The sequence below is a fragment of the Bacillus sp. FSL H8-0534 genome, from assembly GCF_038005885.1.
GTDB lineage: Bacteria > Bacillota > Bacilli > Bacillales > Bacillaceae_G > Bacillus_A > Bacillus_A pseudomycoides.
This window is the reverse complement of sequence record NZ_JBBOUC010000001.1, coordinates 2269328-2295493: the sequence shown is the minus strand read 5'-3', so window position 1 is coordinate 2295493 and position 26166 is coordinate 2269328. Positions and strand designations below refer to the sequence as shown.

The window sequence follows — 26166 nt, the reverse complement described above, 5'->3', positions numbered from 1 at the left end:
TGAGATGAAACTCATCTTTTTATTTTGGTTAAATAGACGCAATTTTGTTATAAAAAGAAATTTTGTTTCATAAAACGCAATATAAATATTGATTTTAAATTTCGTAAAGTTATAATAAAAGTGTGAAATTAAATTTCAAAGAAGGTGAGAATATGTTAGAGAATTTATCAACAGAACACCGAAATGAAAATACGATGAATTTAGACGAGATGAGCATAAGAGAAATTTTACAAACAATGAATCGAGAAGATCGTAAAGTCGCTGTAGCGGTTGAAAATGAAATCGAACAAATTGAAAAAATTGTTCAAAGTGTTGTTTCATCTTTTCAAAATGGTGGACGATTAATTTATATTGGTGCTGGTACAAGCGGACGACTAGGAATTTTAGATGCTGTCGAGTGTCCACCGACATTTGGGACAGATGAGAAACAGGTACAAGGATTTATAGCAGGTGGATTGAAAGCGTTTACTGAAGCTGTGGAAGGTGCAGAGGATCGAGAAGATCTTGCAGTAGATGATTTAAAGGCGATTCAGTTAAGTAATAAGGACACTGTTATTGGAATCGCTGCAAGTGGTAGAACACCTTATGTAATTGGTGGATTAAAATATGCAAATTCTACGGGAGCAAGTACAGCTAGCATTTCCTGTAATAAGGGAGCAGAGATAAGTAAATTTGCAAAAATTAGCGTGGAAGTAGGGACAGGTGCAGAAGTGTTAACAGGATCTACACGCTTAAAGGCTGGAACCGCACAAAAGTTAGTACTGAATATGATTTCAACTGCTTCTATGATTGGCGTAGGGAAAGTCTATAAAAATCTAATGGTTGATGTTCAGTCGACAAATGAAAAGTTAGTCGAGCGTTCCAAACGAATTATTATGGAAGCGACGGGAGTAGATTACAAAGAAGCGGAAGCATATTACGAAAAAGCAAAGCGTAATGTGAAAGCAGCAATCGTCATGATATTACTACAGTGCGAATATGGGGAAGCACTTGAAAAATTAACAGATGCGAAAGGATTTGTGAAAAAGGCATTATAAAAAGTGGGGAGGGGGATTTTACAATGAAGAAAGAACAGCGGATGGCAAAAGAGATTACAGAGCAACTTGGGGGAACGAAAAATATTCATGGTATTGCACATTGTATGACGAGGTTACGTTTAACACTTCATGATGAAAGTAAAGTGAATATGGAGCTTTTGAAAAAAGTAGACGGTGTCATGGGTGTGATTGAAGATGAAACATTGCAGGTCGTAGTTGGGCCCGGAACTGTGAATAAAGTAGCAGCCGAAATGGAGACTTTGACAGGGGTACGAATTGGTGATGTTGCTGATTACCACCTTGAAGATCTTGGCCAAGAAATGAAATCAGCAATCAAGAAGAAAAATAATACGCCTGTTAAAAATTTATTGGGAAAAATCGGTAATATTTTCATTCCATTAATTCCAGGTCTTGTTGCATCAGGAATTATAAATGGGGTTGCCAACTTTGCTAAAAATGCGGGGGCAGATCCAAATGCAACATGGCTGCAAATGTTACTTTTAATTGGCGGTGGTATTTTTACATTCTTAGGTATTCTAGTTGGCTGGAATACGGCAAAAGAATTTGGCGGAACTCCGGTTCTCGGAGCGATTGCAGGTATTTTAATTTTCAACCCAGCTATGGCAAATGTGAAACTATTTGGTGAAGCAATGGTGCCGGGGCGCGGTGGATTATTCGCTGTAATCTTTGCAGCATGGCTTATGGTTGTAGTGGAAAGACAAGTACGAAAGGCAGTACCGAATGCAGTGGATATTATAGTGACTCCGCTTATTACGGTATTAGCAGTGAGCTTAGTAACGATGTTAGCAATTCAGCCAGTGGCTGGTTTCCTATCTGATGGAATTACAAGTGGTATTAACGCAATTTTAAATGTCGGGGGAGCGGTCGCAGGAGCTGTACTCGCAGGAACATTTTTACCGCTCGTTATGGTGGGACTACATCATGGTCTAACACCTATCCACATGGAATTTATTAATCAAACTCATGTAACACCGTTACTACCGGTTTTAGCGATGGCAGGAGCGGGGCAAGTTGGGGCAGCGATTGCTATTTATGTAAAAACGAAAAATAAGCGTCTTCGTAATGTAATTAAAGGAGCACTACCGGTTGGTTTCTTAGGAATTGGCGAACCTTTATTATATGGGGTCACATTACCACTTGGTAAACCGTTTATTACGGCTTGTTTAGGTGCAGCTGTTGGCGGTGCATTCCAGGCAGTTATGAAAACGGCTTCACTCGGAATTGGTGTATCAGGATTATCGTTAATTCCGTTAATCGCTGATAATAAATATTTATTATATTTTCTTGGTCTTGTCATTGCTTATGTATTTGGTTTTATCTTTACGTATTTCTTCGGGTTTAAAGAGGAAATGGCAGAGAACATATAGAGAAAGGGATTCCTTTCTCTTTTTTTCATGATAAGTAGAAGGAGAGATTACTATGATAGGAGTTTCAATATATCTTTCAAAGGACCGGATAGAAGAGCAAGAAAAATGGTTGAAAACGGTAAGCGAATACGGCTTTACGTCTATTTTTACTTCTCTTCATATTCCAGAAGACGATCCTACAACTTATAAAGAGTTAATACAAATACTTGGGAAGCAAGCGGAAAAATATGAGATGGAACTAATGGTGGATGTTTCACCAAATTCTTTACACCATTTAGGTCTTATGTATGAAAATGTGGAACAGCTATTAGATTGGGGGATTACTGGGTTACGTATTGATTATGGTATAGATCCGAAACAAATTGCACGTATATCACACAAAATGAAGATTGCATTAAATGCTAGTACAATTACTGAATCATTTTGGAATACGCTTCTTGAGGAAAGTGTGAGAGTAGATTGTGTAGAAGCATGGCATAATTTTTATCCACGTCCTGAAACAGGGCTTGCTAAATCATTTTTACAAAAGCAAAATCAATTTTTGCGTGAATGCGGTATAAAAACAATGGCATTTATTCCAGGTGATGGTGAAAAAAGAGGACCTTTATATGAAGGGCTTCCTACATTAGAAAAACACCGATATATGCGCCCGCTTGAGGCATATTTGGAACTTGTGGAAGATTGCTTCGTTGATAAAGTATTAATTGGAGATATAAGTGGGAGTTTACAAAGAGTACAAGAAATTACAAGTGCAAATAAAGGGATTATTCCAATACGTTATAAACCGCTGATTAGTGAAAGAGAAGTATTAGAAACAGTAGAGCGAGTACATACGAATAGGCTTGATCCAGCGCGTGATGTCATTCGTTCTGTAGAATCAAGAGAAGGAGATACTGTTATTTTACCAGCGATGAATACAGTTCAAAGAAAGATAGGGAGTATTACAATTGATAATGAACTGTACGGTAGATATGCAGGTGAAATACAAATCGTTATAAATGATCTATCAGAAAATGAAAAGGTGAACGTAATTGGAACGGTTTTCGAGGAAGATCTATCATTATTGTCTTACGTAAATGCAGGAAAGAAATTTGAACTTATCTCGAAAGAATAGAAAATTATTGATGTTTTTTCGAATGTATTTCCACATGTCGAGCCTTGTAGGAGTGCTATTTTTTGTTAAACATTATCCGTAAAATGGATAATGTTTTTTTATTTCTATTAAAAAAAGTATTTGACGAATAAAAAGAAACAATGTATTGTTTTGTCTTGTTAATAAAATGTTTATATAACAAAACAAAAAGGAGAGTTTAGAATGAATCAATATATTGGTAATTTAATTATTCGTATTGTGTTAGGAGTTACGTTCTTTGCACATGGCTTAGCAAAGTTTCAATCAGGTATTGATAATGTAGCAGGTTGGTTTACAAGCATTGGCTTACCAGGTGGTCTCGCATATGGGGTTGCAACATTTGAATTAGTTGGTGGTCTATTATTAATCATTGGCTTAGGTGTTAGATATGTGGGATTATTATTTGCTCTTATCTTGGTTGGTGCAATTGTAAAGGTAAACGGAGCAGCTGGTTTATTAGGAGACGGAAAGAATCCTGGATATGAATTAGATCTTGCATTATTAGCAATGGGTGCGTATTTATTTGTTGTAAAAGCAGAAGGGTATGTAGATCGTTTCTTAAAAGAAAAAGTACTCAAAGCAAAATAAATTATTATATAAAGCACTGTTCTTTTCTGAAGAAGATTTATGAAAAGAACAGTGTTTTTGTATATATCTATTTTGCTGGGGAATTTTTTGGATATTAAAGTATTGACTTGGCACTTAGTTGTAACTATAATTATTACAACGGAGTAATTAGCAATGAAGTGTGAGTTGTAAATAGATAGCATATTTTTTTGGTCTAATTGTAACTATTTCAGTTACAACTTAGAGTTATTATAACAAGTAAGGAAATATAAAATAATAAAAGTGTAAATGTATATAGAAAAACGGAGGAACAACATGTCAAAATTACATTTAGAAGTCTTTACAGGATCTGAACAAGCCTTTCAAGTTACATCAACGATCATTTATGGAGAGAAAGATGCAATTCTTGTGGATGCACAATTCTTATTAAGTGATGCACACCGTTTAACAGCTCAAATTATTGAAACAGGAAAGAACTTAACTCATATTTATATTACGCATTTTCATCCAGACCATTATTTTGGCTTAAATGTATTACATGAAGCATTTCCAAATGCAAAAATTGTAGCGTTGCCAAATACCGTAGAAGATATTCGAAATACATTTGAAAAGAAAGTTGAGCAATGGAAACCGTCTATTGGACATAATGTCCCTCATCAACCTATTATTCCCGAGGAGTTAAAAGAAGATAAGCTTATTTTAGAAGGGAACGAACTGCTTGTTAAAGGTAGTTTACAAGGTGATACACCTAATAACAGTTATGTATGGATTCCGTCATTAAAGGCTGTGATTACAGGGGATATTGTTTATAACAACACATTCGCATGGACGTTAGAAACGGATGTAAAAGCTCGTACTAAGTGGTTAGAAACATTACAAGAAATTGAAAACCTACATCCAGAAATTGTTGTAGCTGGTCATCGTGATTATGATACACCAAATACAGCAGATGCGATTGAACATACCCGTAAATATTTAATCGCATTTGATGAGGTTCTTGCGGAAAACCTTTCAAGTGAAGAAATTCAAACTGCAATGAAGAAACACTTTCCAAATGTAAAAGCACTAGAAATCGGACTTGTTTTAGCAGCAAATGCATTTGGAGGGAAGAAATAATGGAACAAAAAACAAATTTAGAGATTATCCGAAGCACATATGAAGGGCCATCTTCATCTAATGCAAAACATTTACTAGAAGCTCTTTCTGAAAAAGTAGAATGGACAGAGGCGGCTGGTTTTCCTTACGGTGGGACATATATTGGTGTGGAAGCAGTAATGGAGAATGTATTTAGTCGTTTAGGATCGGAATGGAATGATTATAAGGCGAGTGTAAATATGTACCATGAAGTAGAAGGAAAAGATGTCATCATTGCTGAAGGAGTTTATTCGGGAATTTATAAAGAAACTGGCAAAGCATTTGAAGCAGATTTCGTTCATGTATGGCAGCTTGAGAATGGAAAAATCGTAAAGTTCAAGCAATATGTGGATAGTCACGTTGTTAGGGAAGCGATGAAAGCTTAAAAATGATAAACAAATGGAATCGGCTATTTGCAGGCTATTCCATTTGTTTTTGTAACAATTAGAGGAGATATCAAAATACATAATATGAAAAAATGGATAATAAGGGCGATTACGACTATCGCAATTGTAATGGGTGTTATATTTGGCGCTTATAAATTTCTTGAGTATGCCGAAGTAGAGGATAAACGTTTAAAGGAGCAGAAAGTAATTGCTCAAAAGGAAAAGAAGGTAGTGGAAGAAACGCCGCGAGTTAGTGAAGATGAAATCATATCTACTATGCATAAGATGGTACATCAAAAAGTAAAATCCTCTGAGAAATGGGGATTTATTGAAATGACACAAAAGGAAATTCGTAATGCAAAGAAAGCTGTAGAGAGTAGCAAAAATTTTAATTATAAATCAAAATTACTTTCCATTTTAGAACGCTGGGAAAGAGGGGATTTTTCGCAAACAGTTGAGGAACATAACTTTTTTTGGGAAATTCAAGGCGGTGATACTGGAAAAGCAACAGAACGTTTATCGCCAGCAGAAGAACAGCAATATTTAAAAGAAATGAGAAGTAAAAAGTGAAGAATGTAAAAACATCGCCATTATGTTAAAGATAATGGCGATGTTGATCTATTAAGAGTGCTGCCGTACTAAAGTTTGGCTAGGCTGATGAGCAACTGTTTTAAAATGAGAAAATAAATAACAGCCAGTAACAACGATGATCGTCCCAAAGATTTGGATCCAAGTTAGTTCTTCTCCTAAGAAAAGAAACGCTAAAATGGCAGTGAAAATTGGATTGAAATTTAGGAAGATACCTGATGTAGTTGCTCCTAATTTTTGAACGCCAATATTCCAAAACACCATACAGACCACAGTTGAAATTAAGCCTGTGTATAGTAGTGAAGTGATAAATGAAGCATTAATATGAGAGACCGTAAAGTTTGGTATATTAAATGGAAGCAATATGATAACGCCAAAAACTCCTGAATACAGAGTCGCCATCATCGGCGTAGTTGTTTTTGTTGCCCATTTACTACAAACAGAATAAATGCCCCAAATACAAACCGCAGCCATCATCCACAAATCTCCACTATTAAAATGTAATGAAAATAACAGTGCAATATTTCCTTTTGAAAGGACGAGAATTACACCAAAAAAAGAAAGAATCATAGAAAGAATTTGAAGTATATTTATTTTTTCCTTTAAGAATAAAGATGAAAAGAGTGCAATTGAAATCGCGTTTAACGTAGAAATAAGTCCAACGTTTGTTGCGGATGTTTCTTCTAACGCTAAGAATTGAAAAATGTTAAAGAGAACAACGCCAGTGACTCCCATAAGTAGTAAGGGAAGAATTGCAGCGCGCGGTGGAAAAAGTTTCTTTTCTTTAAACCAAACAATTGGTAATAGACAAACAATCGCAATGATCCATCTTAAACTTGTGAGAGTCATCGGAGAAGCATGATCGACAAGAGATTTTCCAACGACAAAGTTCCCCCCCCATAGTAAGCTTGTTAGCAATAATAAAAATACATAAAAATAAGGCATAGTTTGGAACTCCTTTTATTAGTATATAAATTGAAAAACTGATAAAAAACCTTTCTTTTTTGGGGGAAGAGAGGATCCGTCCATGGATAGAAGCGGTCAGGTCCTTTTTTAGCCCCATGCCGAGAAAAAACAAAAAGAGAAAATGAGTGTATGTCCTTTTCTGTTTTCATAGCAGTGACTTATGTGTTGAAAACACAAAATGGATTTATATCGTATGAATTGTAAATAATTTTAGCATTTTTCTTTGTTATCTAATATATTCTTTTGTATAATGGTGAAAATTCAATAAAATGTTTTGTTAAGGGTTATAATTAAGAAATTTTATTCAATTTCATTCAGTGTATTATATGTTTTTCCGAAGAATCGTCGGTAAAGAAAAGGAGGTTTTTTATGGAGTCATCAGTTATTAAAGTGTTAGATGATTTAGACGTACAAATTTTAGATATTTTACAAAAGGAGTCACAAGTAAGTAATGCCGAACTTGCGCGTCGTGTTAATTTGTCGCCAGCTGCTATGCATGCACGAATAAAAAGGCTAGAAGGGGAAGGTTTCATTGATAAACAAGTCGCAATCCTAAATCAAGAGAAACTTGGATTTGATTTGTTGTGTTTTATTTTTATGAGTACGAATATTCATCAATCTGAAAAACTAGAGGTATTGGAAAGAGAACTGGAATCTATGCCTGAAGTGCTGGAGTGTCATTGTTTAACAGGTGAATATGATTATTTACTAAAAGTCGCGAACCGAGATCGAAAGGAACTGGAGCATTTTATTAGGAAGTTAAATAAGTTAGGAATTACAAGGATACAAACGAGCTTAGCGCTGCGTGAAATTAAGTATTCTACAGTATTACCGATAAGAGATTCGAAAACAAGTACTGAATGAGATATAAAACCATTTTTTAGATGGGAGAGAGGGTCCGATCATGCGTAGAAGCGGTCAGGGCCTTTTTTAGCCCCATGCCATGTGAAAACAAAGGGAGAAAATGAGAGAGGTCTTTTTTTATTTTCATAGCATCGACTTGTATGTTGAAAAAGCAAAATAGATTTATATAGGACTTGTTTTTTTGGAATGAGTATATCTAAAATTCAGAATAATAATTGACGTGTTCGGATGGATGGGTGTATTATTATATAAATTTATGAATTATTATTCATTTTAAGTTATAAATATTTAATTTGAGGAGATAAATCATGCGAATTTCAAATGCAATTACAAGTGATGTGAAAGAAATATATAACTTAATAGAAATATATTCGAAAGAGGGAGTTGTTCTACCGCGCTCACTTTTGTCCCTTTATCAGTATTTACAGTGTTTGTATGTTGTGAAAGAGGAAGGAGAAATTTTGGGAGTTGCTGGTTTACATGTTTTAGGAGAAGATCTTGCCGAAATACGATCATTAGTCGTATCGGATACATATGCAGGTAAAGGGCTAGGACGTATGTTAGTCAATCATGTAATAAGTGAGGCTTCTAAAATAAAGGTAAGAAGGGTCATTTCTTTAACGTATCAAACTACATTTTTTAAGAAGTGTGGATTTGATTTTGTTGATAAGGAATCGCTACCTGAAAAAGTGTGGATTGATTGCAGACATTGTCTGAAATTTGATTGTTGTGATGAAGTTGCGATGATTCGGTATGTGATTTGAGGTTTAGTATGAAATAGATAATTAAGATAAACAGAAGGAGGAGGGGATAGCCTCCTCGTTAATTAAATTAATGTATGTCCACCTTCAACATGAAGAGTAGTTCCAGTGACAAATTGATTTTGCATTAAATATAGTACACCATCAGCTACATCTTTTGCCTGTCCAACTCGTTTGACAGGGAGTTTATTTGCTATCTCCTTATAGAATTTGTCCCGCGCTTTCAGCGGCATTTTGCTACGTGACGGTGTATCAATAATGCCAGGAGAGACGATATTTACGCGAATAGGAGCGAGTTCTAATGCTAATGTTTCTCCAAGATTAGAGACTGCTGCATTTACTGCACCAAGCGTAGCTGAACCAGCCATTGTTTTATAGGCAACTACGCCTGAAAATAATGTGATTGATCCGTCTTTCGTAATCTTAGGTGCACCATATTTTGCAGCATAGAATTGTCCCCAAAATTTATTTTCGAACAACTGGCGCGTTTTGCTTACTTCTGTATCAAGGAAAGCTCCTCCGAATGTTTCAGCTGCTGTAATAACTAAATGATGGATTGTATTTATTTCTTCAAAGAATGACTGTACTTGTTGCTCGTTTGTTATATCAAGTGTATAAGTTGTTACATTTCCCGCTAATACCTTTTGTGCCTCTTTTAATTTGTCTTCGGATCGGCTGGCGATAATAACATCTGCACCTTGCGCTAATACCAATCTTGCTGTTTCTAAACCAATACCTGAACTCCCGCCAATAATAGCTACTTTTTTTCCTTTTAGCATCTTTATGCCTCCTAATTATTTCGTTTTTACTTTGTTGCCATCATTGTAGTTTGAAGAATTCCATATTTGAAGTAGTGATATTTATTTCATATAGTTACATTTCGGAAAGTTTTTTATTATATAAGGGGAATCGGAGCGGAAAAAATTTAAAGTACTTTAACTAACAAAAAAGGACCCACGGGTCCTTTTTTGTTAGTTTTCTAGAGTTAGCCCAAAGCGCTTTAATTCGATAAAAATACCTTCTAATTGTTTCCCTTTATCCGTGAGGGTATATTCCACTCGGGGAGGAACTTCAGGATAAACCTTTCTTGTTACAATACCTTGGCCTTCTAATTCCTTAAGGCGAAGTGAGAGTGTTTTTGGGCTGATACCATCCATTGATTTTAGCAAATCACTAAAGCGCAATGTTCCTTCAATAAGAAGGTCCCGAATAATTAAAAATGTCCATTTTGTTCCAATTACGTCGAGTGTTTTTGCAATAGGACAAGGTATACCAGGTGAACCTTTCGTTAATACAATCGGATCTATAGTGCTCATGGAAATAGCCTCCATAAAAATTTTTTGAATTGATTTGCTTTATAGTATCACAAAACTATCCTTTTAGTAACTATATGAAAAAAATATCACTACTTCCAAAAGGGAAATTACTACATATAAAATAGTGTTAGGAACCACAAATGATTTCTAAACTAAGGAGGTGACTATGATGAAAATAAAAAATCAAACAAAAAAGTTATGGTGGTCATTTAGTTTTCTCGTGATTTGCATTGTCGTAATCGGTACCGTGCTTACTGCGTGCAGCAATACAAAAATATCTGCTTCTAAAAGTGAAATTCAATTGTTGAAAGGCAAGCCAGAGCCTAAAACAATGACAATCGATCCTTCATTAAATCAAAAAGAAGCTACAGCAATGATTCATGCAGCCCAACGTTTTTATGCATTTTGGGATACTGGCAATGAGGAGCTTATTCCACAAACCGTTACAGAGAAATTCTTTGATAATACGTTGCCAAAAGGGCGCCCACAAGGTCCCGAAGGCTTAGCATTTGCTGCAAAAAACTTTCGTAAAGTCGTTCCAGATATACATTGCAAAATTGAGGATTTATTAGTGGTTGGTGATAAGGTCACAGCTCGTCTTTCCTTTACAGGAACACATGATGGAAAACCGATTAACTTTTTTGCCATTGATATTTTACGTATTAAGGATGGAAAAATTACTGAAGATTGGCATCTAGAAGATAACCTTACTCTTATGCAACAACTTGGAGTAGTAGCTGAGAACTAAATGATAGCGGTACGAAAAAGTGTGGATTTAGATATATGCAATTCAATCAATAAAAGATAAAGGGGAAGAAAATGATGAAAAATATATTAATAATAAATGGTCATCAAAAATATAGTGCAGACCGAGGGAAATTAAATCAAACATTGGTTGATCGCATGGTCAGTCTACTAAGTGAAAAGAGTCATGTGAAAACAACGATTATTCAAGACGGATACAATATTAAAGAAGAACAACAAAAGTTTTTATGGGCGGATGTTATCATCTATCAAACGCCAATTTATTGGTTTAGTGTACCAGGATTATTTAAAACGTATATGGATGAAGTATATGAGTACGGCCTCTTTTTTAAAGGAGGAGATCAATATGGAGCAGGAGGGTTATTAACAGAGAAAAAATATATGTTTTCCACTACATGGAATGCACCTAAAACAGCGTTTCAAGATTCCTCACAATTTTTTGAAGGTCAGAGTTTAGAAGAAGCAATTGGTCATTTGCACCGAGTACAGAAATTTATTGGTATGAGTCCTTTAAAGAGTTTTGCGTGCTATGATGTAGTCAAAAATCCTAATATTGATATGTTTTTAGCAGAACTTGAAATGCATGTAAAAGAAGTGGTGAATCTTTCCTAAATTTTAAAAATAAATAGCTAGTAAAACCTCAATCTGAAGATTGAGGTTTTACGGTTATGCAAGTTATCCATATTATATAAATGCGGATTGAAAGACCGACATAAAACCATTTCTTTTAAGCGGGAGAGAGGATCCGATCATGCGTAGGAGCGGTCAATTCCTTTTTTAGCTCCATGCTATGTGAAAACAGAAGGAGAAAATGAGTGAAGAACTTCTTTTGTTTTCATAACCGCGACTTATATGTCGGAAATTTAAAATGAATATATATAAATAGTTAAGTAATTTGATTTCAATACTCTTTAGCTGATTCTGTAGGATGAATCCAGAGCTTTGAAAAATCCGTCCAGCCAAAAGAATCGATCGTTACATTTTTTAAAGAAGATGGATAGATCTTCTTTTTTAGAACATGATAATTAAATAAAATAATATATTCCGTTCGAAGGAATTCTTCAATTCCGTATATAAGTTTATAACGATGTTCCTTATTTTCTTCGGCTAAGAATGTATTTAGTAAACAATCAATCTGTTTTTGATAGTGAGGATACATAAAGCGATTGATAAAACAGCTTTTACTTTTAAATACATTTAAAAAGGCGATTTCTAAATCAGAAGCAAAAACTTCTCCCATTAAAATAATATCGGCATTTTGATCAATAGAGTCATCCGAGTAGTCAGAGACTGGGAAAGGATGCAATTCTACTTGTATACCTAAGTTGTGGCAACGTTCTTTTAGCCAGATGGCATCATGAGCACTATCTTTAAAAGAGAAGAAATAAATATGTATTGTTTCTCCTTGATAGGCACTCTTTTGTAAGTAGCTTTTTGCTTTATGTAAAGAATAGGATTGTTTTTCTGCTATCCGACTCCTCTCTGGAAAGAAACTGAATGCTGGGATTGTACGCATTCCTTGTAAATCACGAATAATTGATTCAACGTCATACAGTTGTCTCCAAGCTTTTCGAAAATAAATATCATGATGTGGACCAGGTTTTGTAAAGTTAAATGCAGCATATATACAGCCAGTTTCTTCTATTTGTACTTCGTGCTCTTTTGTATGTTCAGTATTTGGTAGTTCATAATGTGTATGTATTTGTGCATGTTCCGGAATACGCCATAACTCAATTCGATCAAGTAACGCGCGCTCTTTAAAATAATTTGTAAATGCTTCTAATACAACTTGATCTTCATAATAACTATGTAATTTAAAAGGCCCCGTCCCCATATAATGATGATTTTGTATTGTTACATCATGCGGTAAAATGGCTAATTGCATCGAACTTACATAATGTAGAAAAAACAAGTTCGGCTTTCGGAGGTGAAAGCTTATTTGTAACGGTGAGGGTGTTTCAATCTGTACAATCTCTTCAGTTAACCAAGTATAAGGAGATTGGACACGTTGTAATCTTTCAAATGAAAATTGAACATCTTTGGAAGATAAGATTGTCCCATGATGAAATTGAATGCCTTTTCGTAAATAAAAGGTCCAGGTAAGTTGATCGTCACTAATCTCCCATGTATGTGCGAGATGCGGCTCAATTTCTTCTGTGACATAGTTGTAGGTAACTAATGTATCAAAAATTTGACTAATGAGATGACTCTCTGTTGTGACAGCTGCAAATGCTGGATCAAGCGGCAATATTTTTCTCGAGCAAGGTATCTTTAACACGTCATACATATCGTTTAAAGGTTGGTATCCAAAGTGCTGCTGTAGTTTTTTTTCTAAGCTTTTTCGAAGGGGAGCAGGAAATGGTTGTTTTAAAAGAAGGAATATCTCTTTTAATTTATCTTGCTGTAAGAGGGATTCCGCATAGGGCATAACCACTTCTGAAATGGCATGGAGAAAGAGAACTTCACTTTTATTTCCCCGTCCTCGTCCTGGTGTCCACGTAATTAATTTTTCTTCATTCATTTTTCTCAGTAAAATTTTTACGTTTTTTGTACTGCAATATAAAATATTGGCTAATTCTTGCAAGCTATTTTGCATGTACTGTTTTTCTGGATCATGCAATCGTAGTTGAATATAATAGTCCATCACTTTCATGTTTAAACGACTCCTTCCCAATAAAAGGGGAAATTCTTTAGAATATTCTAACCTTTTTCTTCCACTTTTTCAAAGTAAAATGAATACACATAAGGGGGAAGAAACAATGGGATTTTGGAGTATGCATCGAAATATAAAAATTAGAATTATAACATCATTTTTAACACGCACTGTATCAACAATGATTTTCCCGTTTATGGCGATTTATTTTTCAGTAAAGCTCGGGAGTGTCCTTGCAGGTGTTTTATTACTAATAAACGTAATGGCGGCACTCGTCATTGGGCTTTATGGCGGTTATATTGGAGATCGATTAGGACGAAAAAAGGTTATGATTATAGGGCAAGTGATACAAGTAGTTTCTATCGCTTGTATGGGAATTGCGAATTCAGATTATGTAGATTCACCTTGGCTCACTTTTGTGTTTATGCTAACAAATAGCCTTGGTTCAGGACTTATGAACCCGGCAACAGAGGCGATGCTAATTGATGTGAGTACACCGGAGAATAGAAAAGTAATGTACAGTATTAATTATTGGGCAATCAATTTATCGATTGCTATTGGGGCTATATTCGGAGGGTTATTATTCGAACATTATCGTTTGCAACTCTTTATATTATTGACGGCAGTAGCATTGCTAACGTTGTATTTAATTTCAGTATATATGGAAGAAGTATATGTAACTCAGAAAACGATAAAAAAGAAGCATGTGTTAAAAGAAATGGTTGAAAGTTATAAAGTTGTTATGACAGACCGGGCATTTTTGATATTTTGTTTAGCAAGTATATGTACGTTATCGTTAGAATTTCAGCTTAATAATTATTTAGGTGTACGCTTGCAAGAGGAATTTGAAACAATTCAATTTGCATTTGGAAATGATATTCGTTTTGATTTAACAGGTATTCGGATGCTAAGTTGGATTTCTGCGGAGAATACGATTTTGATTGTTTTATTTTCAGCACTTGTTATTAAAATGATGAAACGTTTTAATGACTTGAAAATCCTATATGTTGGCTTATTTATCTATACAATTGGATTCACAATAATTGGATCAAGTAATAGCTTATGGATCTTATTAATAGCAGGGCTTTTCCAAACAATCGGCGAGATGATGTATGTGCCAGTTCGGCAATCCATTATGGCCGATATGGTTCCAGATGATGCTCGAAGTTCTTATATGGCAATCAATGGTATGGTCTTTCAGGTGGCAAAAATGAATGGAGCACTAGGGATTATGCTAGGTTCTTTTATAGCATCATGGGGAATGAGCATTGTATATTTTTTAGTTGGTATAAGTAGTATTTTGTTATTTATGAAAGCAATTAATAGGACAAAATACAGTGAAGAAAATATACATCATATAGGATAAGGGAATATGTAAAAAGCGAATCATTTTTATCATGATTCGCTTTTTATATACCATTTTTTCTAAAAAGCGTCTGCTTCAGCTAATGTATTGCTAGTGCTTGGGTTCATTAAAAGGTTCTTCAGTTCACCTACTTCAGAGAGTGTGACAATGATGTAACCGCTAATTAATACAATGAGTCCAATGACCCTTAATGTTTGCAAACTAATATTTCTTTGGTTTTCCTCAGAGTTACTTGGGGGCGTTAAAGTTTGAGTGTTGTTCATCGTAGGGCTCCCATCTTTTTATTTATATATGTGCTAAACAATTGTATGACTTATGGATGATAAATAAAAAGAATCAAAATCATAGTCATTTTCACTATATGAGAAATGCCTAAAAAAGTGATTAAAAATAGGGGTGTTCAGTTCATACTTATACGCCTCTCTAAAAATCCTATCAGGTTGATAATGCTTCCACTTGAACAATTTTTCCTTTTTCATACCGATCACACACCTTTTTTAGAGTAATAGTATCAGTATGTCCAAGATTTAGAGGTTACTTGCATGTATCTTGAAGTTTTTGCACCGGAACCGTATTTTGTTTTATTGGCTTGATAGCGATGTGGTGCTACCCCATAAAGAATATTGATATGTGAGGGTTTTACTGCCCGCGAATAGCGAGATAAAATGAATGCGAGTATTTTTACATATGAATCTATGAAAAAGTTGATGAAATTGTCAGCTTTTTATTTTTGAAAAAAATTGTTTATCTATTTTTATAAAAAAATGTTTTTTTGACCCCTATAAAATTTTTATTTCCTCCGAATATGTATAGTGAAGAAAGCAAATGGAGGAAAAATCATTATGAAAAAAACACTATTAAAAGGCACTATGGTAACTATGATGGCATGCAGCCCGTTTCTGATGGGAACAGCAGCGTATGCTAGCGAAAACACAGATGCGGTAAAAACAACGGAAACTGAAAAAACATCTTTAGTACAAGGTGACGTCTTTTATTTTGTGAAAACTATGGTTGAAGATATTAAAATGGCTCTTGCGACAAACGATTTAGAGAAAGCGAAGCTATTGTCTGAGCAAGCCGCGGAACGAATTACTGAAGCAAGTGTACTAATTGAAAAAGGAAAAGGCGATCTTACACAAGATACATTAGAAAAAGCGGTGGAAGACTTAAAAAAAGCAGATAAGCTTTCTGGCGAAGAGAAAGCAGAAACAGAAAAACCTGCTGGCGAAGAAGAAAAAGAAGCAGCGAAAGTAAAAGTGCACATCGGAAACAACATCGAAGCATTAGCAAAAGTGCTAGATCAAGTGAAAAATCCGAAAGCAAAAGCTGCAATTACCAAAAATATAGAGAAGAGTTTTTCAAAGATTGCAGCTAAAATAGAGAAAGAGAAAGAGAAAGAGAAAGAGAAAGAGAAAGAGAAAGAGAAAGAGAAAGAGAAAGAGAAAGAGAAAGAGAAAGAGAAAGAGAAAGAGAAAGAAAAACAAGCGGACGCTATTGCAAAAGAAAACAAGAAAGCAGATCAAAATACAGAAGTAACTCCAGCACAACCAGAACAGGTAACGCAACCAGAACAAGTAACACAACCAGAACAAGTAACACAACCAGAACAAGCAACACAAGCAACACAAGCAACACAGCCAGCACAACCGGCACAGCCAGCAAAACCAGCACAACCGGCACAGTCAGCACAACCAGCACAACCAGCACAACCAGCACAACCGGCACAACCAGCACAACCGGCACAACCAGCACAACCAGCACATAAACCGGCTGTTTCTTATGAGAAGCTTGAGCAATCAAACCACAAGGGTCAAACAGAAAAGAATGATCATCAAGACAACGGTAAAAAAGTCGGTCACGAAAAACATGAACAACAGCAAGAAGACAAGCACAAAGAAAAGTAGTAAGAAAATGTGATGAAATGGTCACTTCTTTAGTGACCATTTTGCTATTTGAAGCAAAAGGAGGGAGGGGGATTACTAGTGTTGAGTTTAGTGATGAAGATCATAAAAAAACCGAAAATAGAAGATATCGTATGTAACATACAAAACAACGGAGGAGATAAGGAAGCTTTTATCGCACAGTATCGGCCTTTTATTCGAAAATCAATCTCGTCTGTCTGCCGCCGGTATATTACGGAGCAGGATGATGAATACAGCATTGGATTGTTTGCGTTTAATCAAGCAATTGAACAGTATTCATATAAAAAAGGAAAATCTTTTCTAGCGTTTGCTGAGCTTCTTATAAAAAGGGATGTAATTGACTATATACGCAAGGAGTCTAAGCATAATCTCGTCTTTTTAAAAGAAGACCAGCAAGAGGAAATGGTAGAAATGCAGGTATCGCTTACGGAGTATATGAAAGAGATGGAAAACAGAAACCGTAAGGAGGAGATTCTTCATTTTCAAATTGTGCTAGCTGAGTTTAAAATCACATTTTCAGAGCTTGCTAAGGAATCTCCAAAGCATCGTGATACGCGTGAGCACTTAATAGAAATTGTAAAGATTATTATAAAAGAAGAGAAAATGATGGAAGAGCTGTTCCGAAAGAAAAAGTTACCGCTTAAACACATTGAACCGCGTGTTAGGGCAAGTCGTAAAACGTTGGAGCGGCATAGAAAATACATTATTGCAATGTGTATTATCTTTGCAAACAACTATACATATATTCTTGATTATATAAGAGGGGGGAAGCATGATGAATAAAGGGATTGTGATGGATATAAAAAAACATAGCGTAGTTATTTTAACTCCGGATGGAGAGTTTATTACGTTTAAAAGAAAATCGCACTCTTATATGATTGGAGAGGAAATCTCGTTTAACGTACAAGAACAAAGAGTACCGCGTTTTTCAATCCCTTCTTTCTTAAAGCCTGCATCATTACTTGTTGCTTGTTTTCTATGTGTGTTTCTGTTTTTCTACAACCAACCGGAAGAAAAAGCATTCGCTTATGTCTCAATTGATATTAATCCCAGTTTAGAGGCGAGCGTAACAAAGGATCTTCGTGTTATAGATTTGCGAGCTTGTAATGATGATGGAAAGCGCATTTTAAAAGAAATGAAACGATGGAAAAATGAACCTTTGCAAGACGTAGTACGTACCATTGTAAAGCAAAGTCAAGAGGATGGATACTTAACGAAAGACAAGCAAGTTATGCTAACAGCTGTTACAAAGGACAAGTCGCTAGAACCACAGTTGGAAAAGACTATGCAAGGATTAAAGAAAGAGTATGAGACAAAACATGTTACCGTCGTATATCAAAGCAGTACGATGCAAGTGCGAGAGAATGCCAAGAAAGCAGGAGTCAGCACAGGCGTCTATATAAAGCAAGAGAATGAGAAGAAGAAATCGCTTACTCCTCCTGCACTGCCGTCTAATCAGGAGGAACACCCTCAGGAGATACATTCGCAACCAAAGTCATCATCCGATGCATCATCGGATTTGTCTCCTGTAAAAGAAGAAAGATATGAGAAGCAAGAGCAAATAGAACAAAAGCAATCCCAGGAACAGCAACCCCAGCAATCAAAAGGAAATAATGGGCATCAGCAAGAAAACAACGGTAAAGAGTATAAACAAGAAAATAAAGAGTCTCAGCAAGAAAACAATGGTAAAGGGTATAAACAAGAAAATAAAGAGTCTCAACAAGAAAACAACAGTAAAGGGTATAAACAAGAAAATAAAGAGTCTCAGCAAGAAAACAACGGTAAAGGATATAAACAAGAAAATAAAGAGTCTCAGCAAGAAAACAACGGTAAAGGATATAAACAAGAAAATAAAGAGTCTCAGCAAGAAAATAAAGGCAATATAAACGAAAACAACGGGCATAAAAAAGAGGACAAAAACGTTCCTGCCACGCAACATCAGGGGAAAGAAAAGAAAAATCCATAGAATATTTAAGAAGTATAGGGGACATTGTTTATCAAGACCTAAATGAAAAATTCCCAATAAGTAAAGGACAATACATATTTTATATAACCCAAAATATGATATTTTTATAAAAAAGTTTAATCAAAATTCACTTAGAATTCTTTACGTGAAGGGATAAAGCATCGCATCTTTTTTAGAAACGTCGCAACTTTCTTAAGAACTTCGCGTCTTTATTCAAAGCATCGTGATTTTATTTCAAAGCCAGAGTAAGAGTAGAAAAAATTGTAACGCTAGGGAATAATGAAGCTAAGTATTTTTATTTTTGGGACTTAGATGGAAATATGTTCGAAGCGGCTTGGTCGGTGTGGGATGAAACTGTATAAAGAATATTGATATGTGAGGGTTTTACTGCCCGCGAATAGCGAGATAAAATGAATACGAGTATTTTTACATATGAATCTATGAAAAAGTTGATGAAATTGTCAGCTTTTTATTTTTGAAAAAAATTGTTTATCTATTTTTATAAAAAAATATTTTTTTGACCCCCATAAAATTTTTATTTCCTCCGAATATGTATAGTGAAGAAAGCAATTAGAATTGAAATCATGTCGTACAGCAACCTTGATTTTGAGAGGTATCGAAGCCATGCATATGATGAAAAAAGGGCAACTTCACCAAAGGGTGAAATCTGCCCAAAATGAGGTTGAAGTCATTCATAAGTTATTTGGATTAGTCGTTTGATCTCAAAGTTAACGGGAAATTACTGTTCTATATTCCTATTAAGCTATTTTCACACCAGAACCCTAGAAGGTCTATCTATTAAAATAGTTTGCGTTTGTACTTAGAATAAAAAGAAAAGGAGTATGTAAAAAAATAATGGAGAAAAAAATTCAACAAAAGACAGATAACTCAAAACCCGTTTTTTATGATCCTAAAGGAAGAAGAAAAATAGCTTTCAGTTGGTTTCTATGTATCTCAATAGTTAGCGTAAGTATTGTATTTTATTTTTTCTTTCGAAGTATTTTTTCAACACCAGAAATTCCAAATATGAATCCTTCTGTAAAGCAAGATACTAAACTTGTACCTATTAATCAAAAACTCAGCGACCAGCAATTAAAGAAGGAAGAATTCAAATCTCCTAATACCGAAATAAAGAATAATGAAAATTCAGAAAAATTAACAGGCAATGGCGAACAACCTAAAGAAGTTTATGGTTTTTATGTAAACTGGGATGAAAATAGTACTGCTTCTTTAAAAGAAAATATCGATTCATTAACCATGTTAGTACCAGAATGGTATCACTTAAAAGCAGACTTAACAATTAGTAGTGAGATTAAGCCTGACATTGTAAAGTTAGCAAAAAAAAATCATGTGAAAATTATGCCTTTGCTTACTAACTATACGCAAGAAGCTTCTGGTCCTGATAGTAAACTTATTCATAAGTTACTGAATGATTCAGATGATGTACAGACAAAGTTTATTAATGATTTAGTAAAGCGAATTGAAGAGAATCAATTTGCAGGTATTAATATTGACTTTGAGTCAATACCTGAAGGCGATAGAGATAAATTAACAAATTTCATGAAAGAACTTACTACGGTCTTTCACAAACATCATTTGCTCGTAACGCAAGATGTCCCTGCTAATGATAAAGCCTTTGATTATGGTGCATTAGCCAAAGTAATAGATCGTATGATTGTAATGATGTATGATGAGCACTATGGAGCAGGGACACCAGGACCAATTGCTTCAAATAAATGGTTTGAACATACGCTCAATGATCTAAACATTCCCTCTGAGAAACTTATAGTTGCTTTCGGTAACTATGGATATGATTGGGAAGTAAATAGCAAAAAACCTGCGAAGTCTTTAACTTTCTCAGAAGTTATGACAATGGCTCATGATTCAAATATAAAAATTCAATGGGATAAGATCAGTGGAAATCCTTATTTTCGATATAAAAAAGGAGCGAAAGAACATACTGCTTGGTTCTTAGATGGTGTTACTTTTTATAATCAAGCAAAAATCGCAATGAACAACAATGCAAAGGGATTTGCATTATGGAGACTAGGAGCAGAAGATCCTACTGTATGGAAAGCTTTAAAAGATCCTATTGAGGTACAAAATAATCCTGATGCATTACATAAAATCGCTAGTTTAGATGAAGTAAATTATTCTGGGCAAGGCGAAATTTTACAGATTGAGAATGAAAGACAAAATGGATTGAGAGATTTTAAAGTAGGCAAAGAAGGTTATCTTACAGATGAAGTATATCAATCACTACCATCTGCATATCAAGTGAAACGCTATGGAAAACCAAAAGGAAAACAAGTAGTACTAACATTTGATGATGGACCAGATCCTAAATACACACCGGAAATTCTAGATATATTAAAAGAGCATAAAGTAAAAGCAGCCTTTTTTGTACTTGGTGAAAACGCCCAAATAAATCCTAATCTTGTTAAAAGAATATACGATGAAGGCCATGAAATTGGCAATCATACCTTCAAGCATCCGAACGTAGCTGATACGTCTTTACTACGAACAAAAGTAGAACTGAATACAACTCAGCGCCTGATTCAGGAAATAACTGGACACTCTACGGTTTTATTTAGGCCACCATATGAAGCGGATGCTGAGCTGGATTCACCAAATGAAATAGTACCTATTTTGCGTGCACAAAATATGAACTATACAATGGTGGCAGAAAAAGTTGATCCTGAGGACTGGGCGACGCCATCAACAAATGAATTGGTAAAGCGTGCTCTAAATCCTATTTATAAGGGGGAGGGAAATGTTATTCTTCTCCATGATGCAGGAGGAAATCGTACTCATACGGTAGAGGCGCTGCCAATTATTATTAAAGACCTTAAAAAGCATGGATATAGTTTTGTAACAATTTCAGATTTAATGGATAAAGAACGAGATGAAGTTATGCCACCCGTTTCTTCTGAGGGTGAGCAATATTTACTTTACAATAAAGCTGTTTTTTCAGGAGCGGGATATTCTAAACATATATTAACAACTATTTTTTATATTGCTATTGGATTAGGTATTTTCCGATTCCTATTTTTAATTTATTTTGCATTCAAGCAAAAAAGGAAAACAAGATCTCGTTTATTTACTAATTCGTCTTATCAACCTTTCGTTAGTGTTGTGATAGCAGCATATAATGAAGAGAAGGTTATAACCAAGACGATTCGCTCAATTTTGGATAGTGATTATAGAGAGTTTGAAGTTATTGTTGTTGATGACGGATCGAAAGATGGTACGTCAAAAGTAATTCAAGAAGCATTCCATAAACATCCTAAAGTTTGTTTAATTCAGAAAGAAAATGGTGGGAAATCATCCGCAATGAATTTAGGATTTCAAAAATCACGAGGAGAAATTATTGTCACTTTAGATGCGGATACTATTATTGCGCAAGACGCTATTTCTCTAATGATTAGACACTTTGAAGATCATAATGTAGCAGCAGTTTCAGGCAATGTCAAAGTGGGAAATAGACGGAATTTGTTAACTACTTGGCAACATGTTGAATACATTACAGGATTTAATTTAGAACGCAGAGCTTTTGATGAGTTGAATTGTATCACGGTAGTTCCTGGAGCTATTGGAGCATGGCGTAAAAAGAATGTAGTTGAATCTGGATATTTAAGCGAAGATACACTTGCAGAAGATACGGATCTTACTATAACATTTTTACGTCAAGGGCATCGAATTGTATATGAAGAAAAAGCATATGCTTATACGGAGTCGCCTGAAGATGTGAAAAGTCTCATTAAACAGCGATATCGTTGGTCGTATGGTACACTCCAATGTCTTTGGAAGCATCGAAAGGCATTGTTTAATCCAAAGCATAAAACATTAGGGTTTGTTGCATTACCTAATATGTGGTTGTTCCAATATGTCCTGCAGTTCATTGCTCCTTTAGCAGATATATTAATGATTATAGGGCTATTTGGTAGCAATCCGCTAAAAGTTTTGGGATTTTATCTTGTATTCTTTCTAATGGATCTTCTCGCTTCTCTTTTTGCATTTAAATTAGAGAAAGAGAATCCTAAACCATTAGCATGGTTAATTTTACAACGCTTTATTTATCGTCAATTTATGACTTATGTTGTAATTAAATCTGTATTTTCATCTATTCGTGGGGTTGCGGTAGGATGGAATAAATTGAAGAGAATGGGAAGTGTTAAGCACTCCTCTGAACATAATGAGGCATCATAAGAGAGCAGATAATCTGCTCTCTTTTTTTACTAGTAGCTTCTTATTTTGAATAACAATAGTTATGAATGATGTGGAACGAAAAATGCAAGTGGTAGAAAAAGAGAGAAAGGGAAAATATGCTTTCTTGAATGATCCTAAGGTAATATGCCATTTTGTACACTTACAAAAAGATATAGATAAGAAGAAAAAATAGAAAAGAGGATACAGATGAATTCTTTAATTTACTCATTTTATTTTCCCTAATCTATTTGATTGTTGAGAATATAAAAACAGAAAGTGTAGCTTCTTTAGCTAAACTTTCTGTTTTTTCTTTTAGAATACACAATCATTCATTTAAATTCCCGAAGAAGAAATTCGTTTTTTTGTTTTTGGTAAGATAATAAATTTGATGAAAAATATGCTGACTATAACAGTTGAAAGAACAGGCAAAAAATCCTGTAGTGCAGCAAATAAAATAATGGAAAATAACGCTAGCTGAACGATTGCTAATGAAAATACAAGAATGAGAAATTGATTTATTCGTGTGTCGTGTGAGATAGGATATAATGCTACAATATTATTTCCCGAAAAATATTTCCATAAAGTACGAAGCTGCATAGAGGTCATATATAAGAGACAACAAGTAATAGCGCCTTTTGCAAATACATTCGGTACGAAATATAAAATAAAAGAACCGATAATAGTTAAACGAATATATATACCAAAATAATCATTCGCACGTAAGAATGATAAAGTGTTCAAATATAAAAAAGTAGATTGTTTTTTATGTAATATAGGTTCTAGCCAACTTGTTAGCCATTTTCTTTGTTTTACTTGTTTTTTTAGCTGTGGAACTTCTGTGAAAAAGTTTGCAAATTGGTAAAAGTGCATGTCCATTTTTTCTTCTTGCTCAATTATATATTCCCATCCAATTTGTTTTGTTGGTTGTTTTGTTGTATAAACAAGTAGGAAGACAAGAAGTAATAGCATTGCACCTAATAGAACAACTGATACGGACTGAAAGAGCATATAAAGAATAAGTGCATTACAAGTGAAGCGAATAATAAACCAGATTTGGCTGTTATATTGATCACGCCATATCCAATTGATATATAGGTTCCAACCTTTTATTAACATTAAAATGAAAAAGATCGTACATAAGAATGGAACGGTTGTCTGTAATGTTTGCATTGCTAGCGGTGTAATGATTAGAAACGTAAATAGCAATGGAAAAAGTTGAATGACATAATTGTATAGAAGAGACTGTTTGAAATAAGATGTTAATTTCTCTTCGAGTGCCAGTAAATAGACAGCGTCAGGCTTCTGGATAAAAGTACGAATCGGGCATCTCGTTATCATGATGGTAAGCAGAGATATAATGATGATTAATGAAATGCCTTTAGAAGGAGATGTTTTAAGAAACTTGGCGTAATAATACGCACCAACGCATGAGACGAAGATGAAACTGTATAGTAGACCGCTAATCATGCGTGCAAAGTACATGATGACGTTTTGAATATGCTTTTGGAAACGAGTGCTCCATAGTGTTTCGATTGACATGTTTTTTCACCTCTGTCTTCTATTATATAGGTTTCTTTCTTATACAAAAATAAAAACGAGCAAATTGCTTTAAGCAATTTGCTCGTTTTTATTTTCTTCATTTTTTTTCTTATCGCGATTCATTAATGGATAAAATGCAAAGCCAATTACAAATAAGCCGATTCCAAGAAGGAATGTTTTTATATCTGAGGAGCCAGTTTTAATGACCCACAGTGCATAGCAAAGTGCAATGACTGCGATAATACCATCCATAATCCTTGAACCGGGTTCGTTTTTATACGTTTCACCAGTTGCAACGAGTTTTAATTGGAAGATTGGTGAAACGAGATAAGGGATTAAGTAAGCTAAGGTTGAGACAGTAATAACGAATGTATAGGCCTCAGCAATGGTCCCTGATAACGTTGAGAAAAGGAAGACTTGCGACATAATATTTGTCAGTCTTAGTGAATAAATTGGACTTCCTTTTTTGTTTGTTTTTGCAAAGAAGGAAGGGAAGAATCCTTCTTTCGCCGCTTGATAAGGTACTTCTGAGCTTAATAAAATCCAGCCTAAGATAGAGCCGAATAGGGAAGTAAGAGCAAGTAGTGCCATCAATTTCCCACCGCCGTGGCCCATTGCAGCATTTAATGCATCGGCTAATGGACGTTCAGAAGTTTGAAGTTTATCAATGTGCAGAACACCCATTGTTAAAATGGTAATTCCTAAATAAATGGCAACTGTTAGTAATAAGCCAGCTACAGTTGCATGCTTTACTGTTTTTGGCGATTTCGCACGGTTTGATAAAAGAACAGCTGATTCAATACCGATAAATGCCCAAAGTGTTGTAAGAGCGGCTAAATTCACTTGTGAAAGTAGTCCATGTGACACGCCTTCTTTATCAATCACTGGTGTGTACCATTGTCCAAATTTAGAAGCTTGAAATGCAAACAAAGTAACAACGATAAATAGAAGGAATCCAGTTACCTTTGTTGTTGTTGCTAGGAAGTTTAATTTCCCGGCTCCGTTTACACCGTTTGTTAAAATCATATGTGTTCCCCATAGTAAGCATGAACAGATGCAAAATGTAATCAGTTTTCCAACTTCCACATCGAAAGAGCCGATTGAAAATAAGATACGTGTATCTTTCATAATCGGGAAGAAGAGTGATAAATAACCTGCAAAAGATGTAATAATAGCAACATTACTTGCCCAGTTTGCGACCCAGTAGCCCCAAACTATGCTGAAACCAGCCATTTTTTTCTTTTTTGGTGATGAGAATAAAGCATATGCATGACTTTGTGGTCCTGTTGTTAAGTCAGGACGACGAATTGCCAAATTACCGAAAACAAGAGCTAGCATTAAAACACCAAACCCTGTTGTTAACCAAGCTAATGTAACACCGAGTGGGCTTGCTGTTTGTGCTAATGTACTAGGCACCATGAAAATACCAGCGCCAACCATATTGCCGACAACAAATGCTGTCAGTACCCAAAAACCCCATTTTTTTTGTTGCATAAAAAATACCTCCAAAGTTAGTATAACCAAGTCAAGCGAGGAGATATGTATGTCTTCCAAAAAGGAAAGAAAGGTAAGCTTCATACAAAACAAAAAAAGCACGTGTAATTGTC

23 protein-coding genes and 1 pseudogene are annotated in these 26166 nt (G+C 34.9%); 17 read left to right on the top strand and 7 right to left on the bottom strand.

What is annotated here, in order from left to right:
- Positions 1-152 precede the first annotated feature (152 nt).
- The 7 genes from murQ to MHH71_RS11745 all read left to right on the top strand — a co-directional run bounded on the left by murQ (position 153) and on the right by MHH71_RS11745 (position 6214).
- On the top strand, positions 153-1037 hold the full coding sequence (murQ, locus tag MHH71_RS11775; protein WP_033798651.1) for an N-acetylmuramic acid 6-phosphate etherase: 885 nt from the start codon (positions 153-155) through the stop codon (positions 1035-1037).
- 23 nt (positions 1038-1060) lie between these two features.
- Complete coding sequence (locus MHH71_RS11770; RefSeq protein WP_006093642.1) at positions 1061-2425, top strand: PTS transporter subunit EIIC; 1365 nt, start codon at positions 1061-1063, stop codon at positions 2423-2425.
- 52 nt (positions 2426-2477) lie between these two features.
- Positions 2478-3539 (top strand): DUF871 domain-containing protein, encoded by a 1062-nt coding sequence (locus MHH71_RS11765; RefSeq protein WP_006093643.1) that lies wholly within the window; start codon positions 2478-2480, stop codon positions 3537-3539.
- 201 nt (positions 3540-3740) lie between these two features.
- Positions 3741-4145, top strand: a complete 405-nt coding sequence (locus MHH71_RS11760; protein WP_003195449.1) for a DoxX family protein — start codon at positions 3741-3743, stop codon at positions 4143-4145.
- 294 nt (positions 4146-4439) lie between these two features.
- Positions 4440-5240 (top strand): MBL fold metallo-hydrolase, encoded by an 801-nt coding sequence (locus tag MHH71_RS11755; protein WP_033798652.1) that lies wholly within the window; start codon positions 4440-4442, stop codon positions 5238-5240.
- Positions 5240-5644, top strand: coding sequence for a nuclear transport factor 2 family protein (locus MHH71_RS11750; protein WP_006093645.1), 405 nt, complete (start codon positions 5240-5242; stop codon positions 5642-5644). The genes MHH71_RS11755 and MHH71_RS11750 overlap by 1 nt, the downstream gene beginning before the upstream one ends.
- Before the next feature lie 84 nt (positions 5645-5728).
- Positions 5729-6214: a PRK06770 family protein gene (locus tag MHH71_RS11745; protein WP_033798653.1), complete on the top strand. Its 486-nt coding sequence runs from the start codon at positions 5729-5731 to the stop codon at positions 6212-6214.
- Between the two features lie 51 nt (positions 6215-6265).
- Here the strand turns inward: MHH71_RS11745 and MHH71_RS11740 are convergent, their stop codons facing one another.
- The gene (locus MHH71_RS11740; protein WP_006093647.1) at positions 6266-7177 is read right to left on the bottom strand and encodes a DMT family transporter; all 912 of its coding nucleotides are present in this window, start codon (positions 7175-7177) and stop codon (positions 6266-6268) included.
- Between the two features lie 390 nt (positions 7178-7567).
- Here MHH71_RS11740 and MHH71_RS11735 point away from each other — a divergent pair, with 390 nt between their 5' ends.
- Complete coding sequence (locus MHH71_RS11735; protein ID WP_033797450.1) at positions 7568-8062, top strand: Lrp/AsnC family transcriptional regulator; 495 nt, start codon at positions 7568-7570, stop codon at positions 8060-8062.
- Positions 8063-8370: 308 nt separating this feature from the next.
- Complete coding sequence (locus tag MHH71_RS11730) at positions 8371-8826, top strand: N-acetyltransferase (RefSeq protein ID WP_006093649.1); 456 nt, start codon at positions 8371-8373, stop codon at positions 8824-8826.
- Between the two features lie 62 nt (positions 8827-8888).
- Here MHH71_RS11730 and MHH71_RS11725 read toward each other — a convergent pair whose 3' ends face one another.
- Complete coding sequence (locus MHH71_RS11725) at positions 8889-9602, bottom strand: SDR family oxidoreductase (protein WP_006093650.1); 714 nt, start codon at positions 9600-9602, stop codon at positions 8889-8891.
- Between the two features lie 192 nt (positions 9603-9794).
- Positions 9795-10139 (bottom strand): winged helix-turn-helix transcriptional regulator, encoded by a 345-nt coding sequence (locus tag MHH71_RS11720; protein WP_018782331.1) that lies wholly within the window; start codon positions 10137-10139, stop codon positions 9795-9797.
- Between the two features lie 166 nt (positions 10140-10305).
- On the opposite strand from MHH71_RS11720, the gene MHH71_RS11715 reads away from it, so the two are divergent.
- Positions 10306-10887, top strand: a complete 582-nt coding sequence (locus tag MHH71_RS11715; protein WP_006093652.1) for an ester cyclase — start codon at positions 10306-10308, stop codon at positions 10885-10887.
- A gap of 74 nt (positions 10888-10961) precedes the next feature.
- Positions 10962-11516 carry an NAD(P)H-dependent oxidoreductase gene (locus MHH71_RS11710; protein WP_033798654.1) on the top strand — a complete coding sequence of 185 codons (555 nt, stop codon included), beginning with the start codon at positions 10962-10964 and terminating at the stop codon, positions 11514-11516.
- Between the two features lie 289 nt (positions 11517-11805).
- Here the strand turns inward: MHH71_RS11710 and MHH71_RS11705 are convergent, their stop codons facing one another.
- Positions 11806-13557 carry an SgrR family transcriptional regulator gene (locus MHH71_RS11705; protein WP_006093654.1) on the bottom strand — a complete coding sequence of 584 codons (1752 nt, stop codon included), beginning with the start codon at positions 13555-13557 and terminating at the stop codon, positions 11806-11808.
- 106 nt (positions 13558-13663) lie between these two features.
- Between MHH71_RS11705 and MHH71_RS11700 the strand changes: the two genes are divergently transcribed.
- Positions 13664-14923, top strand: coding sequence for an MDR family MFS transporter (locus MHH71_RS11700; RefSeq protein ID WP_033798655.1), 1260 nt, complete (start codon positions 13664-13666; stop codon positions 14921-14923).
- A gap of 59 nt (positions 14924-14982) precedes the next feature.
- Here MHH71_RS11700 and MHH71_RS11695 read toward each other — a convergent pair whose 3' ends face one another.
- A complete protein-coding gene (locus MHH71_RS11695; protein WP_018766852.1) occupies positions 14983-15186 on the bottom strand; it encodes a hypothetical protein in 204 nt (67 codons plus the stop codon).
- Positions 15187-15765: 579 nt separating this feature from the next.
- Here MHH71_RS11695 and MHH71_RS11690 point away from each other — a divergent pair.
- The 5 genes and pseudogenes from MHH71_RS11690 (at position 15766) to MHH71_RS11670 (ending at position 23020) form a co-directional block, all read left to right on the top strand.
- Positions 15766-16827 (top strand): DUF5667 domain-containing protein, encoded by a 1062-nt coding sequence (locus MHH71_RS11690; RefSeq protein WP_254853735.1) that lies wholly within the window; start codon positions 15766-15768, stop codon positions 16825-16827.
- 78 nt (positions 16828-16905) lie between these two features.
- Positions 16906-17628 carry an RNA polymerase sigma factor SigI gene (gene sigI, locus MHH71_RS11685; protein ID WP_033798662.1) on the top strand — a complete coding sequence of 241 codons (723 nt, stop codon included), beginning with the start codon at positions 16906-16908 and terminating at the stop codon, positions 17626-17628.
- Positions 17621-18811 carry an anti-sigma factor domain-containing protein gene (locus MHH71_RS11680; protein ID WP_078211725.1) on the top strand — a complete coding sequence of 397 codons (1191 nt, stop codon included), beginning with the start codon at positions 17621-17623 and terminating at the stop codon, positions 18809-18811. The genes sigI and MHH71_RS11680 overlap by 8 nt, the downstream gene beginning before the upstream one ends.
- A 561-nt stretch (positions 18812-19372) precedes the next feature.
- Positions 19373-19531: pseudogene (locus MHH71_RS11675) on the top strand (IS6 family transposase); the annotation flags it as partial.
- A 135-nt stretch (positions 19532-19666) separates the two neighbouring features.
- On the top strand, positions 19667-23020 hold the full coding sequence (locus MHH71_RS11670; RefSeq protein ID WP_006093666.1) for a glycosyltransferase: 3354 nt from the start codon (positions 19667-19669) through the stop codon (positions 23018-23020).
- A 333-nt stretch (positions 23021-23353) separates the two neighbouring features.
- On the opposite strand, the gene MHH71_RS11660 is transcribed toward MHH71_RS11670, so the two are convergent.
- Both MHH71_RS11660 and MHH71_RS11655 read right to left on the bottom strand, forming a co-directional pair.
- The gene (locus tag MHH71_RS11660; protein WP_006093665.1) at positions 23354-24559 is read right to left on the bottom strand and encodes an ABC transporter permease; all 1206 of its coding nucleotides are present in this window, start codon (positions 24557-24559) and stop codon (positions 23354-23356) included.
- 69 nt (positions 24560-24628) lie between these two features.
- On the bottom strand, positions 24629-26053 hold the full coding sequence (locus MHH71_RS11655; RefSeq protein WP_006093664.1) for an amino acid permease: 1425 nt from the start codon (positions 26051-26053) through the stop codon (positions 24629-24631).
- Positions 26054-26166 lie beyond the last annotated feature (113 nt).

Excerpts from the sequence above, each read along its gene's own strand:
- murQ (WP_033798651.1), top strand. The coding sequence starts at position 153 with ATGTTAGAGAATTTATCAACAGAACACCGAAATGAAAATACGATGAAT.
- MHH71_RS11770 (WP_006093642.1), top strand. The coding sequence starts at position 1,061 with ATGAAGAAAGAACAGCGGATGGCAAAAGAGATTACAGAGCAACTTGGG.
- MHH71_RS11765 (WP_006093643.1), top strand. The coding sequence starts at position 2,478 with ATGATAGGAGTTTCAATATATCTTTCAAAGGACCGGATAGAAGAGCAA.
- MHH71_RS11760 (WP_003195449.1), top strand. The coding sequence starts at position 3,741 with ATGAATCAATATATTGGTAATTTAATTATTCGTATTGTGTTAGGAGTT.
- MHH71_RS11755 (WP_033798652.1), top strand. The coding sequence starts at position 4,440 with ATGTCAAAATTACATTTAGAAGTCTTTACAGGATCTGAACAAGCCTTT.
- MHH71_RS11750 (WP_006093645.1), top strand. The coding sequence starts at position 5,240 with ATGGAACAAAAAACAAATTTAGAGATTATCCGAAGCACATATGAAGGG.
- MHH71_RS11745 (WP_033798653.1), top strand. The coding sequence starts at position 5,729 with ATGAAAAAATGGATAATAAGGGCGATTACGACTATCGCAATTGTAATG.
- MHH71_RS11740 (WP_006093647.1), bottom strand. The coding sequence starts at position 7,177 with ATGCCTTATTTTTATGTATTTTTATTATTGCTAACAAGCTTACTATGG.
- MHH71_RS11735 (WP_033797450.1), top strand. The coding sequence starts at position 7,568 with ATGGAGTCATCAGTTATTAAAGTGTTAGATGATTTAGACGTACAAATT.
- MHH71_RS11730 (WP_006093649.1), top strand. The coding sequence starts at position 8,371 with ATGCGAATTTCAAATGCAATTACAAGTGATGTGAAAGAAATATATAAC.
- MHH71_RS11725 (WP_006093650.1), bottom strand. The coding sequence starts at position 9,602 with ATGCTAAAAGGAAAAAAAGTAGCTATTATTGGCGGGAGTTCAGGTATT.
- MHH71_RS11720 (WP_018782331.1), bottom strand. The coding sequence starts at position 10,139 with ATGAGCACTATAGATCCGATTGTATTAACGAAAGGTTCACCTGGTATA.
- MHH71_RS11715 (WP_006093652.1), top strand. The coding sequence starts at position 10,306 with ATGATGAAAATAAAAAATCAAACAAAAAAGTTATGGTGGTCATTTAGT.
- MHH71_RS11710 (WP_033798654.1), top strand. The coding sequence starts at position 10,962 with ATGAAAAATATATTAATAATAAATGGTCATCAAAAATATAGTGCAGAC.
- MHH71_RS11705 (WP_006093654.1), bottom strand. The coding sequence starts at position 13,557 with ATGAAAGTGATGGACTATTATATTCAACTACGATTGCATGATCCAGAA.
- MHH71_RS11700 (WP_033798655.1), top strand. The coding sequence starts at position 13,664 with ATGGGATTTTGGAGTATGCATCGAAATATAAAAATTAGAATTATAACA.
- MHH71_RS11695 (WP_018766852.1), bottom strand. The coding sequence starts at position 15,186 with ATGAACAACACTCAAACTTTAACGCCCCCAAGTAACTCTGAGGAAAAC.
- MHH71_RS11690 (WP_254853735.1), top strand. The coding sequence starts at position 15,766 with ATGAAAAAAACACTATTAAAAGGCACTATGGTAACTATGATGGCATGC.
- MHH71_RS11680 (WP_078211725.1), top strand. The coding sequence starts at position 17,621 with ATGAATAAAGGGATTGTGATGGATATAAAAAAACATAGCGTAGTTATT.
- MHH71_RS11670 (WP_006093666.1), top strand. The coding sequence starts at position 19,667 with ATGGAGAAAAAAATTCAACAAAAGACAGATAACTCAAAACCCGTTTTT.
- MHH71_RS11660 (WP_006093665.1), bottom strand. The coding sequence starts at position 24,559 with ATGTCAATCGAAACACTATGGAGCACTCGTTTCCAAAAGCATATTCAA.
- MHH71_RS11655 (WP_006093664.1), bottom strand. The coding sequence starts at position 26,053 with ATGCAACAAAAAAAATGGGGTTTTTGGGTACTGACAGCATTTGTTGTC.